At 65.4% G+C, this 15,871-nt stretch carries 13 protein-coding genes; 2 read left to right on the top strand and 11 right to left on the bottom strand.

Annotation, left to right across the window (positions count from 1 at the left end; genetic code table 11):
* Nucleotides 1-38 precede the first annotated feature (38 nt).
* A complete protein-coding gene (locus K9D25_RS19055; protein WP_244377375.1) occupies nucleotides 39-668 on the top strand; it encodes a hypothetical protein in 630 nt (209 codons plus the stop codon).
* Nucleotides 669-745: 77 nt separating this feature from the next.
* Here K9D25_RS19055 and K9D25_RS19060 read toward each other — a convergent pair whose 3' ends face one another.
* From K9D25_RS19060 to K9D25_RS19095, 8 genes are all read right to left on the bottom strand, one after another.
* Entirely contained in the window at nucleotides 746-1,336 is a 591-nt protein-coding gene (locus K9D25_RS19060) for a PQQ-dependent catabolism-associated CXXCW motif protein (protein ID WP_244377377.1), read from the bottom strand.
* Nucleotides 1,337-1,353: 17 nt separating this feature from the next.
* Complete coding sequence (locus K9D25_RS19065; RefSeq protein WP_244377379.1) at nucleotides 1,354-2,232, bottom strand: substrate-binding domain-containing protein; 879 nt, start codon at nucleotides 2,230-2,232, stop codon at nucleotides 1,354-1,356.
* A 4-nt stretch (nucleotides 2,233-2,236) separates the two neighbouring features.
* Nucleotides 2,237-2,827 carry a c-type cytochrome, methanol metabolism-related gene (locus K9D25_RS19070; protein ID WP_244377381.1) on the bottom strand — a complete coding sequence of 197 codons (591 nt, stop codon included), beginning with the start codon at nucleotides 2,825-2,827 and terminating at the stop codon, nucleotides 2,237-2,239.
* Nucleotides 2,828-3,036: 209 nt separating this feature from the next.
* Nucleotides 3,037-4,842, bottom strand: a complete 1,806-nt coding sequence (gene xoxF5 / locus K9D25_RS19075; RefSeq protein ID WP_244377383.1) for a lanthanide-dependent methanol dehydrogenase XoxF5 — start codon at nucleotides 4,840-4,842, stop codon at nucleotides 3,037-3,039.
* Between the two features lie 373 nt (nucleotides 4,843-5,215).
* On the bottom strand, nucleotides 5,216-6,181 hold the full coding sequence (locus K9D25_RS19080; RefSeq protein ID WP_244377385.1) for a quinoprotein relay system zinc metallohydrolase 2: 966 nt from the start codon (nucleotides 6,179-6,181) through the stop codon (nucleotides 5,216-5,218).
* A gap of 41 nt (nucleotides 6,182-6,222) precedes the next feature.
* Nucleotides 6,223-6,627 (bottom strand): c-type cytochrome, encoded by a 405-nt coding sequence (locus K9D25_RS19085; protein ID WP_244377387.1) that lies wholly within the window; start codon nucleotides 6,625-6,627, stop codon nucleotides 6,223-6,225.
* A 157-nt stretch (nucleotides 6,628-6,784) separates the two neighbouring features.
* Nucleotides 6,785-8,413, bottom strand: a complete 1,629-nt coding sequence (locus K9D25_RS19090) for a carboxylesterase/lipase family protein (RefSeq protein ID WP_244377389.1) — start codon at nucleotides 8,411-8,413, stop codon at nucleotides 6,785-6,787.
* 71 nt (nucleotides 8,414-8,484) lie between these two features.
* Complete coding sequence (locus K9D25_RS19095) at nucleotides 8,485-9,420, bottom strand: hypothetical protein (protein WP_244377391.1); 936 nt, start codon at nucleotides 9,418-9,420, stop codon at nucleotides 8,485-8,487.
* A 152-nt stretch (nucleotides 9,421-9,572) separates the two neighbouring features.
* Here K9D25_RS19095 and K9D25_RS19100 point away from each other — a divergent pair, with 152 nt between their 5' ends.
* Nucleotides 9,573-10,292, top strand: coding sequence for a carbonic anhydrase (locus K9D25_RS19100; protein ID WP_244377393.1), 720 nt, complete (start codon nucleotides 9,573-9,575; stop codon nucleotides 10,290-10,292).
* A gap of 66 nt (nucleotides 10,293-10,358) precedes the next feature.
* Here K9D25_RS19100 and K9D25_RS19105 read toward each other — a convergent pair whose 3' ends face one another.
* The 3 genes from K9D25_RS19105 to K9D25_RS19115 form a co-directional block, all read right to left on the bottom strand.
* Nucleotides 10,359-10,664, bottom strand: a complete 306-nt coding sequence (locus K9D25_RS19105; protein WP_244377395.1) for an antibiotic biosynthesis monooxygenase family protein — start codon at nucleotides 10,662-10,664, stop codon at nucleotides 10,359-10,361.
* 109 nt (nucleotides 10,665-10,773) lie between these two features.
* A complete protein-coding gene (locus K9D25_RS19110; RefSeq protein ID WP_432207896.1) occupies nucleotides 10,774-11,952 on the bottom strand; it encodes an extracellular catalytic domain type 1 short-chain-length polyhydroxyalkanoate depolymerase in 1,179 nt (392 codons plus the stop codon).
* Nucleotides 11,953-12,164: 212 nt separating this feature from the next.
* Nucleotides 12,165-15,830: a PAS domain S-box protein gene (locus K9D25_RS19115; protein ID WP_432207897.1), complete on the bottom strand. Its 3,666-nt coding sequence runs from the start codon at nucleotides 15,828-15,830 to the stop codon at nucleotides 12,165-12,167.
* Nucleotides 15,831-15,871: the final 41 nt, after the last annotated feature.

A 15,871-nucleotide genomic window follows, 5' to 3' on the forward strand; every position in this document is an offset into this window, starting at 1 on the left:
GCCGCAGAGCTTCCGGGCAATATCTCGAGGAAAAGCCCATGCCCACATTTCACCCTGCCTTGCGTCGCCTAAGCCTCGCCGTGCCTCTCCTGCTCGTGGGCGTCGCCCCCGCCCTCGCCGCCGCCCCCAGCGGCGGACTCTGGCCCTGCATTCAGCGCAAAGTGCCTGAGCTTGCGGTCGGTCAAATGTGGTCCGGTCCTCCGATCGAAAACCTGCAATGGCAGGACGACCGGCAAGTCGCCGATCTTGTGCCGGTGCTGGCCGCCCAGCGCACGCCTATCGAGGAAGCGACGAAGCAGATCGACGCCTTCGCCGGCACGCTCGGGCCGAACGACAAGCAGCGCCTCACCCTGCTGTTCGCCGGCGTGTTCGAGCAAATCAATGCTCGGCGCAGTCGCATCATGAGCGGCATTGAGCGCTATTCCGAACACCAGATCGAACTTTCCAAACGCATCAAGGAGCAGAGCCTTGCTCTCGCCAAGGCCAAGAAGGCCGCGACCACGGATGAGGAAAAGACCAAGGCGCAGGAACTCGAAAAGCAGTTGCTGTGGGACACGCGCGTTTATGATGCGCGCCAGCAATCGATGACGGCAGTGTGCGAGAGCCCGGTGCTGCTGGAACAGCGCGTCTTCGCCCTCGCCCGCGCCATTCAGGAAAAGCTTCCATGAAGAGGCGGCCCCGGCCTCAATGGCCGGGGCGTCTCTCAACCCGGCGCACGGTTTCGCGCGAGAGATAAAGATGACGTTCAGGGCGTCGGCTGACCTTGCTCCAGCGGCAGCCCGGCCCTGGCCCAGCCATCGCTGCCGGCGGGATACCAGGCGATGTTGGTGTAGCCATATTCGGTAATCGCACGCTTGGCGGCGTTCCAACTCATCCAACAATCGGTCTGGCAGTAAAGCACCAGCGGTGCCGCGCGATCGCCGCCGGCCAGAGCGTCAAGGCGGGTGCGGAAATAGGCGTCAGTCTCGGCCGAAAGCGCACCATAGCCGACATTGGGTAGCCAGACGCTGCCGGGCAAGTGATCGCGCCTCTTGTCGCGCCACAGCGTGCCCGGAGGGAGATTGGCCGGCTTCACATCCCGCGGCATCACGTCAACGAAGATCGCGGCTTTAGCGCGCCAGAGCTTCTCGGCCTGCGCCGTGTCGATTACCTGGGCGCCCTTGAGGGTGGCCGGGGTCGGGGCCCGGTAAGCCTCCATACGGTAGGCCGTCGGCTCGGGCACGACCTCTTCGCCCCGGCCAACGGTCGGAGCGAAGACATAGAGCACAGCGGCGAGCCCGGCGATGCCCAGCCAGGCCAGCCGGTGGAGGGTGGGGTCGGGCCGATAGTGTTTCACCGCCGCCTCCTGCACATCTAAGGCGCCGCTTCGATGGGGCGGTCCTGATTGTCGAGAAGGGGCACGCCATAGTCGAGCAGGATGCGGTTGATCGCGCCCTGCTCCTTCTGGATGAAGCCGTTCAGCTGGTGCTTCCAGTTCAGCTCGCCGGGGCGGATGCCGAAGGTGATGCGGTAGATGAGCGAGGGATCGCCCTTCTCCTTCACCAGTGGAACCACCGAGAGCGGGACAGCCGACTTCTTGGCGTAGTAGCCGCCGATCGGGCCCCACAGGATGCCGGCATCAATCTCGCCCTCGTCGAGATCCGCGATCATCGCCTCGGCCGGGCTGTCGAAGCGGCGATCCACCATCAGCGCGTAGGGCCGTGCCAGCGGCATCAGGCCGTTCCGTGTCAGCAAGTCGCCCGGCGGGGTACCCGCAATGACGCCGATCCGCTTGCCCTTCAGCCGCGGGTCTTCCAGCGTGTCGACGCTGGCGAGTTCCCCGTCCTTCTTGGTGATCAGCACCCAAGCCGAGCGGTAATAGGGATTGGTGTTGAGGATCGGGTCGCCGGCGGCGACATAACCCATGACCACATCGCAGCGCTTGGCGCCGAGCGTCATGCGATAGAAGCCGGTCGCCTGCGGAAACCAGGTGTAATCGAGGGCGAGGCCGAGCTTCTCGGCCATGAGCTCCGCAATTTTGTTCTCGAAGCCCTGCCCTTCCTCATTGGTGAAAGGCATGTTGGCGGGATCGGCGCAGACCCGCAATGTCGAGCGGTCGACCAGATCGGCCACCTGGGCCGAGGCCGCGTGGGGAAAGGCGGCGAGGGCGAGGAGCGTCACGCAGACCGCGACACCCCTCCCCTTACGGCGCGCCGAGCGATGGCAAGGTCCCGGCTGCGCCCTGTCCGCCATGGGCTCAGCTCGGCCGTCCGAAGCACTGGTTTTCATTTGCTGTATACGCCTTGGTCTTGTCCTCGCGCTTGCTGGGACGCTCGCGGCCGAGCGCGCCGTCAGCGCGGGCCTTGAGATAGACGTAGATGTCGTCGAGGTAGCACATGACGTTCTTGTTCTCGCCGAAGGCGGGCATGACCTGGTCCGCCGTGCCGACACCGACATTCTGCTTGCCGTTGACGACGATTTCCATGAACTGCGCATAGGTCATGGTCTTCAGCGAGTTGGCGAGCGCCGGCGCGTAGCTGGAGCCCATGCCGTCCGGGCCGTGGCAGACATGGCACTCGGCATGGTAGCGGCGATAGCCGGAATAGGTGTACCAGTCCATCGTGCCGTCGGGCTGGATGTTATAGGTCGGATCGCCGTCTGGCAGCGTGTACTTGCCGAGCTCGTCCTTCTCCTTCTCGACCGGCGCCGGGGCGGCGGCGGCCGGGGCCTGTTCCTGCGCGAGGACCGGAGCGGGAAGGGACAGGGCGGCCGCCAGGATGAGCGCCGCAGCGCCGGCGGATGCCGGCAGCATGCCGGAAACAAACCATCCGCGAACAGGTTTCGTCATGAAGCAGTCTCCTCAAGGCGCCGCAGGGGCCATTCTGGCGTCCGGGCAGCGTCACGCGGGACGCCGCTCCACGGCTTGGAATTTTTCTAAGAGTCTCATAAACGCCGGGGCTGCGAGACGTGAGGGCCCGGCGCACCGGACAAGCCGGCGGCCAGGCCCCTTTTCGTCTCGAACTGGCGGGCGCTCTAAGACGCCCGCCATTCCTTGGCTCAGTTCGGCAGAGCGAACACGGTCAGCTGGCCGCCGAGATTGGTATAGTTGGACAGGGCGGCATAACCACCCACCGCACCGAGGCCGGCATTCGGGTCGGTGAGTCCAGCCGCCAGGCCGATGCCCGCCCAGCCACCGACACCCGACAGGATGGCGATGTACTGCTTGCCCTTGTGCTCATAGGTGGTGACGTTGCCGATGATGCCCGACGGGGTCTTGAACTTGTAGAGTTCCTTACCCGTCTTGGCGTCAACCGCCTTCAGGTAACCTTCGAGCGTGCCGTAGAAGACCACGTCGCCAGCGGTGGCGAGCGCACCCGACCACACCGAGAAGGGCTCCGGCAGCGACCAGACGATCTTACCCTTGGTGTTGTCCCAGGCGATGAAGTTGCCCATGCCGCCATGGCTGTTCGGCGCGGGATACATCGACAGGGTGGCACCGACATAGGGCTGGCCCGCAGTGTAGCTGACGCGGAACGGCTCGTAGTCCATGCAGACGTGGTTGGTGGGCACGTAGAACAGGTTGGTCTTGGGCGAGAACGCCGCCGGCTGCTGGTCCTTGGTGCCGAGCGCCGCCGGGCAGATGCCCTTGGTGTTCACGTCTTCACCGTTCTGGGCGGTCGAATACTTGGCCACGACCAGCGGACGACCATAGGTCGGGCTGTTCTTGTCCATGTCGACCTTGGTGGCCCAGTTCACCACCGGATCGAACTTCTCGGCGACGAGCAGCTCACCGGTTACGCGGTCGAGGGTGTAGCCGAAGCCGTTACGGTCGAAATGGGTGAGCAGCTTGCGCGGCTTGCCGTCGAACTGCTGATCCGTAAGGATCATTTCGTTGACGCCGTCAAAGTCCCATTCGTCATGGGGGGTCATCTGGTAGACCCACTTGGCCACGCCCGTATCCGCGTCGCGAGCCCAGATGGTCATCGACCACTTGTTGTCGCCAGGACGCTGAGCCGGGTTCCAGGTCGAGGGGTTGCCCGAGCCGTAATAGACGAGGTTGGTTTCGGGGTCATAGGAATACCAGCCCCAGGTGCACCCGCCGCCGATCTTCCACTGGTCGCCTTCCCAGCTCTTCAGCGAGGAATCCTTGCCGACCGGCTTGCCGAGCGCCGTGGTCTTCTCCGGGTCAATGAGCATCTCATTGTCCGGGCCCATGGAATAGCCGCGCCACACCTGCTTGCCGGTCTTGGTGTCATAGGCCGTCACATGGCAACGCACGCCGAACTCGCCGCCGGAGATACCTACGATGACCTTGTCCTTCACCGGGAGAACGGTGGCGGTGTTGGTTTCGCCCTTCTTCGGGTCGCCGTTGACCACCGACCACTTCTTGGCACCGGTCTTGGCGTCGAGCGCGACGAGGGTGGTGTCGGCCTGATGCAGGAAGATCGTGCCGTCGGAATAGGCAAGGCCGCGGTTGACGGTGTCGCAGCACATCACCGGGATGACGTTCGGATCCTGCTTCGGCTCGTATTTCCAAAGAATACGACCCTCATTGTTAAGGTCGAGGGCGTAGACGATGTTGGGGAACGGCGTGTGGACATACATCACATCGCCGATGATGAGCGGACCGCCCTCATGACCACGGAGGACGCCCGTCGAGAAGGTCCAGGCCACCTGGATCTTGCCGACATTGTTGGCGTTGATCTGGTCGAGCTTGGAATAGCGGGTATTGGCGTAGTCGCCGGTCTGGATACCCCATTGCTTGGGGTCCTTGATGATGCTGACCAGCCCGTCATTGGCCGATGCGGGCCAAGCATAGAGCGCCGCAGCACCCAACAGTGCTGTCGCAAGAAACTTGCGCATGCTTATTCTCCTCGTGAACGATCCTCCGGGACCGACCGAATGCACGGACGACCCGCCGCGGCTTGTTTGCCGTCTGACCTTTTTGTCTTCGACAGCGTGTCACGACCGGCTGGAGGGAGAAACAGCCGGATCTCACGGGGGCTCCTGCCCCAAGCTGGCCTACGAACCGGACCCGGGAACTTCTTCCCGATTGCCGTTGAAGCCGAAGACGAGGTTACGCTAATCCGAATCCCTCGGACTGGCAATAAGAACTCTTATGAGAAACCGCTCTTATTATATTTTTGCTGCAAGAGCGAAAAGATATACAAAATACCACAAGCAAGCACTAGTTTCCGGGCAGCTTTACCTCCGTGACCTGCTGCAATGCAGCACGCTATTCCCATTCCAGCTCGTGATAGGCCGCGATCGCGTTACGCGCGTTGAACTCGGCGAAAAGCGCCCAGTCGTCGCGCTCGGACACAACCGCGTGTGCGGGCGCCTCGCTCATCGGTCGGCCTGCGTCGAGAAGCTGGCGAATGTCGCGACGCAGCGCGGCGAGGTAACGTCGCTCAGCCTCCGCTCCCTGCGGCCAGGCGACGCTGGCGGGTCCGTGGCCGGGAACGGCGCGGGCAACCGAATCCTGCGCCAGTCGGTCGAGCAGCGTCAGCCAGCCGTTGAGGCTGCCATCGAGAGTCGGGATGTGACCGACGAACAGCAGATCGCCCATGACCCAGGTGCCGGTCGTCGAATCGAAGATGGTGAGGTCGTTGTCCGTGTGCGCTGTAGGATGGGCGCGCAGTTCCAGCGGACGGCCGCCGAGATCGAGCGTCAGTCGGTCCTCCACCAGCAGGTCCGGCAGCACGATCCGCGTCCCCTCCCCCGCAGGCCCGAGCAGGCGCTCGACCTGGGCGAGATAGGTCTCGGCGCGCAGCGAAAGAGCCCGCGGCATCTTGTGATGCGCGACGAAGCGAACGCCGTCCGCCGCGAAGGCGGCATTACCCAGCGTGTGGTCGGGGTGCATGTGGGTATTGATGACGTAGCGCAGCGGCTTGTCCGTCACCACGCGCATGGCATCGCGCATGAATGCACCGGCACGGTAGCTGTTACCGGTGTCGATCACCGCGGCGGCGTCATCGCCGACGATCAGCGTCATATTGGCGATCGCCCCGTCATTGGACGGAGCGATCAACTCATAGGGCGCGCGGAACACATGCACCCCGGGCGCCACGGTTTCGAGGGCGAGGGCATGACCGGCACTCGCCGGCTCGGCCTGTGCCCAAGCGCATCGCCCGCTCCCGAGTGCCAGGGCCGCACCGAGGGTGAGCAGATGACGCCTATGCAGTCGCGGCAGGTTTACCATCGCCGCACCTCACGCGAAGCCTCCTTGAGGAGGCGCGCCGACTACTTCTTGGTGCCGTCGGCGTTGAACTGGGCGAGATAGGCCTCAAGGTTCAGACGGTCGCTTTCCTTCGGCAGGCCGGCGAACACCATCTTGACACCCGGCATGTAGCCCTTCGGGTTTTCCAGATAGGCGCTCAGCACTTCCGCGGTCCACACATCGCCCTTGGCATTGTGCTCCTTCAGCGTATCGGAATAGGCGAAGCCTTCGACCGAACCCATCTTGCGGCCGATAATGCCGTTGAGTTCCGGGCCGACCTTGTTCTTGGCGCCCTCGCCGACGGCGTGGCAAGCCATGCACTTCTTGAAGACGTTGGCACCCTTTTCGGCATCGCCGGCCGGGCTCTGGGCCAGTGCGGCAGTGGTACCGAGAACGAGCAGGGCGGCAGTGGTGACGAAGCGATTCATGGCGTCCTTCCAGGCGGTGATCATTGAATGGCGCCCTTATGCGAGGCGCTTGCGAGTGGGCGCGGATGATAGCGCCACCTTTAGAATGATCCTAGAGGGCGAAAGGTCCAGCCCGCGATCCGCGAAACGCCCGGCGCATTTCGTCGCGGCAGCCGCTTCAGCGTGTGAGATCGTCGGGATAGAGCGACTTCCAGAAGGCGCAGTTATGCGCCACCGAGGCATTGAAAAGCCCGAGCTTGCCCGGCTCCAGATTCATCACGTCGTCATCGGACCGGAAGGGCTTCCATGCGGGTGCCGCCGGTGCGGAAGGCGCGCCGGTGCGGGCGAAGCTCGACCAGTAGGCGGTCATGATCGCCGCAAGCTGCTGCGACGCCGGCGTCAGATCGGGTCCGGCGCGCTTCATCGTGTTGTCGAAATGGGGAAAGAGGTAAGGCAGCTCGGACGAATGCACCGCCCCCATCTCAAAACCGGGATCGGAGGGGGTGACTGGCGGCGCGTCCGAATCGGCGAAGACGAATTCATAGACCGGCACGAACGCCCCCATCAGCTTGGCCGCTTCCAGATAGGCGCAGTTGTTGATCCCGACATCCCGGCGGAAATCCGACCAGACGGAGCCGAGTGTTGCCGGCGGCGAAGAAGCGTAGGTCGGCGGGTATTTTTCCAGCACCGCCTTGGCCTTGTCGCCATAGACCTTGCGGATTTCGTCGGGATAATTCGCCGCCGTGACCACCTCGCCTTCGAGGGCGGCATAGCCGACATAGAGCCGCTGCTCGTCCCTTGTGCCGCCATTCATGACGGGCACTTTGACGAATTTGCCGGCCGGAAACGCCTCCGCGCCCGGCAACGGCACGGTCTTGGCGCCGATCAGCGGCGTGAAGGTGAGGATGTTGGCGCCAGCAATGTCGGCCGCTGCCTTCAGCAGTTCGTCCACCGGCTTTGCCCGCAGGCAGGCCAGCGCGCTCGCGGGATCACCGCAGCCAACCTTGGCGGCCATGGCCAGGCCGACCTTCTCGCCCTCGGCAACGCTCGGAAGCGCGCTGGCACAACCCGCGCTCACCACGATGGCGCGCTCAAACAGGCCCGTGGTCTCATCCGGCGCCAGCAGGTGCATGCAGACGGAACCGGCGCCCGCCGATTCACCCGCCACTGTCACATTGCCAGGATCACCGCCGAAGGCCGCGATGTTGCGTTTGACCCAGGCGAGCGCCGCGCGCTGATCCAGCAAGCCATAGCCGCCATTGTAATCAGCGGCAAAGGAGGGATGGGCGACAAAGCCGAAGGCGCCGAGCCGGTAATTGAACGACATGACGACGAGATCGCCGTCCTTCGCCAGCGCATCGAGCGGGTAGAGGCCGCTGGAGCCGCCGACAAACGCCCCGCCATGGATCCATACCAGCACCGGGCGCGGCGCGGCGGCGGCTTCTCCAGGACGGAAAGGAACGGTGACATTGACGAACAGGCAGTCCTCATCGCGGCTCGATTCCGGGATGCCATAGCGTTCGAGCTGCGGGCAGGCGCTGCCATAGCGGCTGGCGTCGCGCACGCCGCTCCAGGGCGCCGCCGGCTCTGGTGGGGCGAAACGGCGCTCGCCGGTCGGCGGTAGCGCATAGGGAATGCCCTTGAACGCCCTCACCCCCTCCGCGACGACGCCGCGTACTGCGCCCTGCTGTGTCATGACCAGGGCGGGATCGGCCCCCGCCGGCGTCTGCGCCTTGGCATAACCCGCCAGTCCGAGAGCGGCGCAGAGCAACAGCGCGCCCTGCCATGGGAGGGAGAGAAGCTTCATGACGCCACCTCGTGAATTCGCCGGTGCCGAGCTTGCCACGGCAAGCTACAGGATACCATCGAATGATGACGCTATGATACTTCAAGTTGCAGCCCCTTCACGGCCTCCGCCTCCCCCAGCCACTCGAAATGGACCATCTGCCAGACCGACCAGCGCTCGAACTCGGCGAGAAACCCGGCATCGAGAGCGGCGAGATGACCGCCGGGGCCGACGCTGAACCAGCCTTTCGCCTCCGCATCGGCGAGGAGGCTACCGATATGGGCCGTCGACACTTGAAGCCGGTCGGCGAGATCGCGCCGCCGCAACGGTAGATTCAGGGCGGCGCCCTGGACGCTCTGCGCGTAATGGTTGCCGATCACGACGGTCAGCAACAGATAGCCGCAATCGCGCTGAGCGAAGGACAGCACCCGTGGAAAAGGGTGCAGCAGCGTGCCATGCGCAAGCACATAGGCTGCCGAACGGGCGATGAGATCGCCGAGGGCGTCCGGATCGCCGAGAGGCGCAGCGCGGAGCGGTCGCGCACGCTCGGAGGGCGGATCGAGCCGGTCGAGGGCCTCGACGAACAGGCGCAGCGAGCGACCGATTTCGGCGACCACCACCGGAGAAGGGCGCAGCAAGGTGACGCGGCGGTCGGCGGGGTCGGCCTCCACCGTCACCAGCCGCCCGGCCCTGAGCGCCGCAACGAAGCCGGCGGTCTGGCGCGGGCTCACCCCCGCCACCTTCTGCAGGGCGGAGAGCGTCGGCGGTGGCCCGGCGCGGTGGCGCCACTGGTAGTAATTATGGATCAGCATGTAGCAGACGAGATAGCGCCCCAGCTGATCGAACATTTTGTAATAGGGCCAGCGCACTGGCGAGCCCGCCGCCATCCCGGCGCAATACTCAGCCAGCGCGAGCGGCAGGCCGGGATGGCGCAGCAGATCGTCCGCGCGCGCGGAAAGTTCGGCGGGAAGTCCCGCTGGCCGGCCGGTGGGGCCGCGTGTTCCCTGCTCCAGCGTGCGCCGCGCCACAAGTGATACCTGCAAAGTTTGGGCTGGTCCGTCCGATCGACTTAGAAATACTTGGAACCTCCCTGAGAGCGGAGGTAGCCTGGGCCGGGCGCCTTCGTTGGCAACGGCACGCCGTCGCCATCACCCACGACACGCCCCCGGGAGAACCGCCCATGTGCAACGATCACACCTTCGTCCCATCGCGCCGCATGATGCTCGGCGCCGGCATGGGGCTCGCCTCGGCGGCCTTTCTCGGTGGCCTCGCGCTGCCGGTCGGCGCCTTCGCGCAGGAAGCGCCGCCGAACGCCATCAGCCCCGACGAGGCGCTGAAGCGACTGATGGACGGCAATGGCCGCTACACCTCGAACGCTCTCAACAACCGCGACTTCTCGGCGGGACGCGCCGCGCGGGCCAAGGCGCAGTACCCCTTCGCCGGGCTGGTGAGCTGCGCCGATTCCCGCGTTGCCCCGGAGCTCGCCTTCGACCAGGGACCGGGCGAATTGTTCGTGGTCCGCGTGGCGGGCAACTTCGTCAATGACGACGGCCTCGCCAGCCTCGAATATGGCGTGAAGTTTCTGGGTGTGCCGCTCATCATGGTGCTCGGCCACACCAATTGCGGCGCCGTCGACGCGGCGATCAAGGTGGTAAAGGAGAACATCAGCCTGCCGGGGCATCTTGATGATCTCATCGACAGCATCAAGCCCGCCGTCGAGATCGCGTTGAAATCCAACCCGCAAGACCCGCTCAACGCGGCGATCATGGAAAATGTACGCTATAATGTGAAAGAACTGTCCGAGGCGACGCCGATCATCACCGACTACATCGCGAGCGGGAAGCTGAAGGTCGTCGGCGGCATCTATGATCTTGCTACGGGCAAGGTCAGCCTTCTGTAGCGGCTCGAAGGGCAGCCCGGTAGATCGGGCTGCCCTCTCTCACGCGCCCGGTCGCCGGGCAAGATCTCAGATGGCCGGCCCGAGATCGACGATGCGCTCATGCGTCACCACCGGCGGCGCCTCGAAAGTGGGGCCGACGAGGCCCCGCCAGGACTGGAAATCCTCCGAGTTGCGGAAATCCACCATGTGGTTGTCGAGCGTCTCCCAGCGCACGACGAGCCGGTAAACATTCGGCGTCTCGATCACCTGGTGCAGGGCGACGCCGTGACAGCCCTTGGCGCGCAGGAACAGCGGCACGGCCTTAGTGACGCCCGCCTCGAAGGCGGCTTCCTCGCCCGGCTTGATCCGTAGTTCGGCAATCTCGATGATCATGCGTTTCCCCAACCCTTGTACGTGGCGCGCGGCGGCGCCCGATGGATCACAAGCACGAACCCGGCGCCGCAACAAGGCGGCACCTCTGCTGAAGCCGGGCGCACCTGCCCTATTTCATCAAACCCGCCGCGCGCAACGCCTGCTCGATGACGTCCTTGATGCGGGAAACGGCCGCTGGCCTCGTGGGCGAGGCTGGATCAGCCTTCACGGTGGTGCCGGACGTGCGCGGAGGCGGCGCGGCCAAGGGGGTGTTCACGACTGGGCCGTTCCGGGGAGAGGGCTTAGGGGAAACCGTCTTCGGCTGCGCATTGTGGGCCGAACCGGTTCGGGTCGCGTCCTCCGCGATACCCCAGAAAGCGGCGATTTCCCGCGTCGAGGAAATACCGACATCGAGCATGTAGGGCCCGGGCGCACCGAGATCGCTGGCCAGCGGCGTGCCGTGGCCCATGGCGGCGACGGTGTTCATCTCGATCACCGCTTCGCCGGTCCGGTTGCTCCAGATGCGCCGCACCCGGCCGCCGGAGATTTCCTCCTGCGTCGGCGCGTCATCGAGCCGATGCGCCGTGCGCCATTGCGCGGCGATGTCCTCGGCATTGGACGGCGCCACGGTATGATCGGCCATGCCTTGCCAGATCGCCACCCGCGGCCACGGTCCGGCGTGGCGCGAGGCCTGCCGCAGACGGGCCCACAGCTCCTCATCCGACGCCGGCGCCTGCCCGCGCATGCAGTCGAAGGCTTCCGGCACGCTCGACGCACAGCCATAGGCAAGGCCAGCGATGATCGCGCCGCCGGCGAACACTTCCGGATAGGTCGCCAGCATCACATTCGCCATCGCCCCGCCGGCGGAAAGGCCGGTGACGAAAACGCGGTCGCGATCGAGGTCGTGGGCCGCGATCATCGTGTCGATCATCTGGCGGATGGACAGCGCCTCGCCGGAATCCCGCCGCGTATCGCCGGGGCGGAACCAGTTGAAGCACAGGTTCGGATTGTTGCCGGGGTGCTGCTCGGGATAGAGCAGCGCGAAGCCGGCCCGATCGGCGAGCTGCGACCAGCCGGAGCGGTGGTCATAATCGCCGGCATTCTGTTTGCAGCCGTGCAGCACGACGACGAGCGGCGCTTTTTTGGCAAGGTCCGCCGGGCAGTAGCCATGCGCCCGCAGCCGGCCGGGATTGGAGCCGAAATCGGCAAGAGATTCGAGCCGGCTGGGCGACGAGCCCGGCATGTGAAGCGAGCCCTGGCGCGCGCCAAAGGCGGCGAACTGGGCCATGGTGTCCGACATTGTCCGCAAGGGAAGTCTCCTGGTTGCGGCGCCCAGTATCTGGACGGCGAAAGGCTAACGCCCCTTCCCCCAGATCGTTGCTGCACTGCACAAAAACAAGGGGTGTCGCATGGCCATGAGCGGGAAATGCATATCGATAAGCTCGCTGCACCGATGCTGCGCAACATGTCGGCCGGTTATGGCGCCCCGCGGCCTACAGCCTCTCTCGGCTCAAGGTACGGCTATTTCTCGATAATCTCGCGAATGCGGGTTGCCAGTACGTCCATCGCGAAGGGCTTGGTGATCATCGCCATGCCCGGTTCGAGGAAGCCGGATGCCAGCGCCGCGTTCTCGGCATAGCCGGTCATGAACAGCACCTTGAGGTGCGGCCGGGAGACCCGCCCGCCATCGGCGACCTGCCGCCCATTGAGGCCGGGCAGACCGACATCGGTGATGAGGAGGTCGATGCGCTGGCGGGACTGGAGGATTTCCAGCCCCTTGGGCCCGTCCCCCGCCTCGATGGCGCGATAGCCGAGTTCGCCCAGCACTTCGACGATCAGGCCGCGCACAACGGGCTCGTCCTCGACCACCAGGACCACCTCTCCATCCTCCGAACCCGGGGCCTCGCTGAGGCTGCTCCCGCCTTCCTCGATCTCCTCCTGGCCACGATAGCGCGGCAGATAGAGTTTGATCGTCGTGCCCTGCCCCAGTTCGGAGTAGATGCGGGCATAGCCTTCGGACTGGCGGGTGAAACCGTAGACCATGGAAAGGCCGAGCCCGGTCCCCTGCCCGATCGGCTTGGTGGTGAAGAAGGGCTCGAAGGCGCGGGAAATGGTCTCCCGGCTCATGCCGGTGCCGGTGTCGGTGACACAGATGCAGACATACTGGCCAGGCTTCACCTCGCGCTGGCGGGCGGCGAAGTGGCTGTCGAGATGAGCGTTGCAGGTCTCGATGGTCAGCTTGCCGCCTTCCGGCATCGCATCGCGCGCATTGATGGCGAGGTTGAGAATGGCGCTCTCTAGCTGATTGGGGTCGCAGCGCGTCAGCCACAGGCCCCCGCCGAGCACCAGCTCCAGTTCGATACGCTCGCCTAATGTGCGCCGCAGCATGTCCTCCAGCGAGGCGATCAGCGGGTTGGCCCGCACGGGGCGCGGGTCGAGCGGCTGGCGGCGCGAGAAGGCGAGCAGCCGGTGGGTGAGCGAGGCGGCGCGGTCGGCACAGGTCTTCGCCCCACCCACCCAGCGCGCGAGATCATCCGTACGTCCCTGCGCGATGCGGTTGCCGAGAATGTCGAGGCTGCCGGTAATGCCTTGCAGCAGATTGTTGAAATCATGGGCGATGCCGCCGGTGAGCTGGCCGACCGCCTCCATCTTCTGGCTCTGGCGCAGCGCTTCCTCCACCGAGCGCTGTTCGGTGATATCGCGCCCCACGGCATGGATTCGTCCATTCCCGGGGACCGCGCTCCAAGCGAGCAGGCGGTACTCATCCGCCTTGGTGCGATAGCGGTTCTCGAAGGCGACGGTGGTTCGCCCGTCCGAGCACTTCTGCAGTTCGAGCGTGGTTGCTTCCAGGTCCTCGGGATGCAGGAACTCCCCAATCTTACGGCCCACCATCTCGGCCTCGTCCCACCCCAGAAGCCGCTCGGCCGAAGGGTTGACAGCCGTGATGACGCCCTCGAAATCGCAGACGAGCATCAGGTCCTGGCTGATCCGCCAGAGCCGGTCGCGATCCTGGGCAAAGGCTTCCTCCGCACGCTTCTGCGCCTCGATGTCGGTATTGGTGCCCACCCAGGCGGTGATGGCACCACGCGCATCGATAAGCGGCACGGCGCGGGCCAAATGCCAGCGATAGACGCCATCGGCGGCGCGCAGGCGGAACTCGGCCTCATAGGTGTCGCCCGAGGCAAGCGCCTGGGCCCACCGCTCGCGGGCACCGGAAAGGTCGTCGGGGTGCACCAGTTGCGTCCAGCCATCGCCGTCGAGGCTGCCGCGCTCCGTCCCGGAATAGGCGTAGATCTGGTCGTTGAACCAATCGAGCCCACCATCGGCCCGCGCCGTCCACACCTGGTTGGGCATGTTCTGCGCCAGCGCGCTGAACTGCGCCTCGCTCTTTTCCAGCGCCATCTGGGTGCGGCGCCGCTCGGTGACATCGAGCACGGCGCCGACCAGCCGCAGCGGCACGCCCGCCTCGTCGCGGTCATATCCAGCCTTGCGGGCCATGATCCGCTCCTCGCCGGTGTCGTGGCGGCGGATGCGGTACTCGACATCGAGAAGCGCTACCCCGGCGGCCCGGCTCGCAGCGTTGGAGACGATGCCGGCATCTTCGGGGATCACCAGCGCCTCAATCCTCTCGGCCGGCATCTCCGGGGTAGGCGCGAAGCCAAACAGGCGACAGAATTCGGGAGTCGCGCTGATGAGATTGGTGCGCAGATCGATGGAGAACAGGCCGACGCCGCCCGCCGCCTGGGCGCGACGCAGCCGCTCCTCGCTCTGGCGCAGCGCCTCCTGCGCCTCATACTCGGCCGTTCGGTCGCGGATGAGCTTGACGAAGCCGATCGGCCGGCCGTTCTCGTCACGCAGCGGCATCATCTCGCTGAGGCCCCAGAAGAGCTCGCCATTCTTGCGCAGATGCCAGCGCGCGTCATGCGCCCGGCCGGACTCCAGTGCCTCCCGCCGTTTCGCCGCCGGCCGGCCCGCCGCCCGGTCCTCGGCGGTGAAGAAGGTGTCCATGGGCTGGCCGAGCATCTCCTCCTCGCTCCAGCCAAGCATCTCGGCGGCTCCCCGGTTCCAGAGCGTGCACAGACCGTCGAGATCGGTGGAGACGATGCCGTAGTCGATCGCACTATCGAGTATCTGGCGGTGATGGGCCTCGCGCTCGCGCAGCACCCCCTCCACGGCGGCACGTTGTATATGAGCCCATGATCGCTCCGTGACCTCGCGGATGACGCTCAGCTCATAGTCCGACCAGTCATGGGGACGCTTGTCGTGGATGGCCATCAGCGCGATGAGGCGACCATCCTTGACCAACGGCATGCAAATCGTCGCCGCGATCCCGAGAGTGGCGAAGGCCCTCGCTTCCTGCGCGGCCAGTTCGACATTCGTGTCGCGCAAGATCAGCGGACGCCCGCCCCGCAGGTAATGGCTGACATGACTGCCGAAATCGCTCAACCGGTAGCGGCCGAGAATGGAGGGTGAGCCGGGCGCGTGCCAATCACCGCGAATGGTGAAGCCGTCCTCATCCTCGTCCATATCGGCATAGGCGCAGATAGAGACGTGGAGGTGCTCGGCGGTCATTCGCGTGGTGATGGCGAGAATGTCGGCCGCATCATGCGAGCCGGCCACGGCGCGGCCGAGATCGTCAAGGAAGCGCAGCCGTGTCTCGCTCTCTTCCAGCGCCACCCGCGTGTGATGCGCCTCCGTGACCTCTACCACCACGGCGATGACGCCGGCGGGCGCCCCGTCGTCACCGGCCACGGGCGAGTAATCGAGGTTGAGCCAAACCTGTTCGGGATGACCGTCGCGGTGCAGGGTCAGCGGCAGGTCGCGATAGGACAGCGTGCCACCCGCCAAGCCGACCCGCATGACATTGTCGTTGAAATCGGCGACTTCCGGCCAGCCTTCCCGGACATTGGAGCCCAGCAGGCGGCTGTCACGCCCGCCGGCAAAGACCGAATAGGCGTCGTTGTAGATCATCACCCCGTGCTCGCCCCACAGCAGGACGAGCGGCACCGGGCTCGCGAGCATCAGGCTGACAGTGTGGCGAAGGCTGGCCGGCCAGCCTTCCAGCGGACCAATCGGCGTGGCGGACCAGTCAAACGCCGCAATGCGTCGCGCAAGGGGGCCACCGCCGGCAATGAATGCGCGATCGGTGTTTACGACGCTCTCGTCCAGCCGCACTTCACACCCCATGACCCAAGAGTGGGCCCTGCCTCCCGCCGGAAGGGACCTCG

The organism is Ancylobacter polymorphus (assembly GCF_022836935.1).
In the GTDB taxonomy this organism is placed as follows: Bacteria; Pseudomonadota; Alphaproteobacteria; order Rhizobiales; family Xanthobacteraceae; genus Ancylobacter; species Ancylobacter polymorphus_A.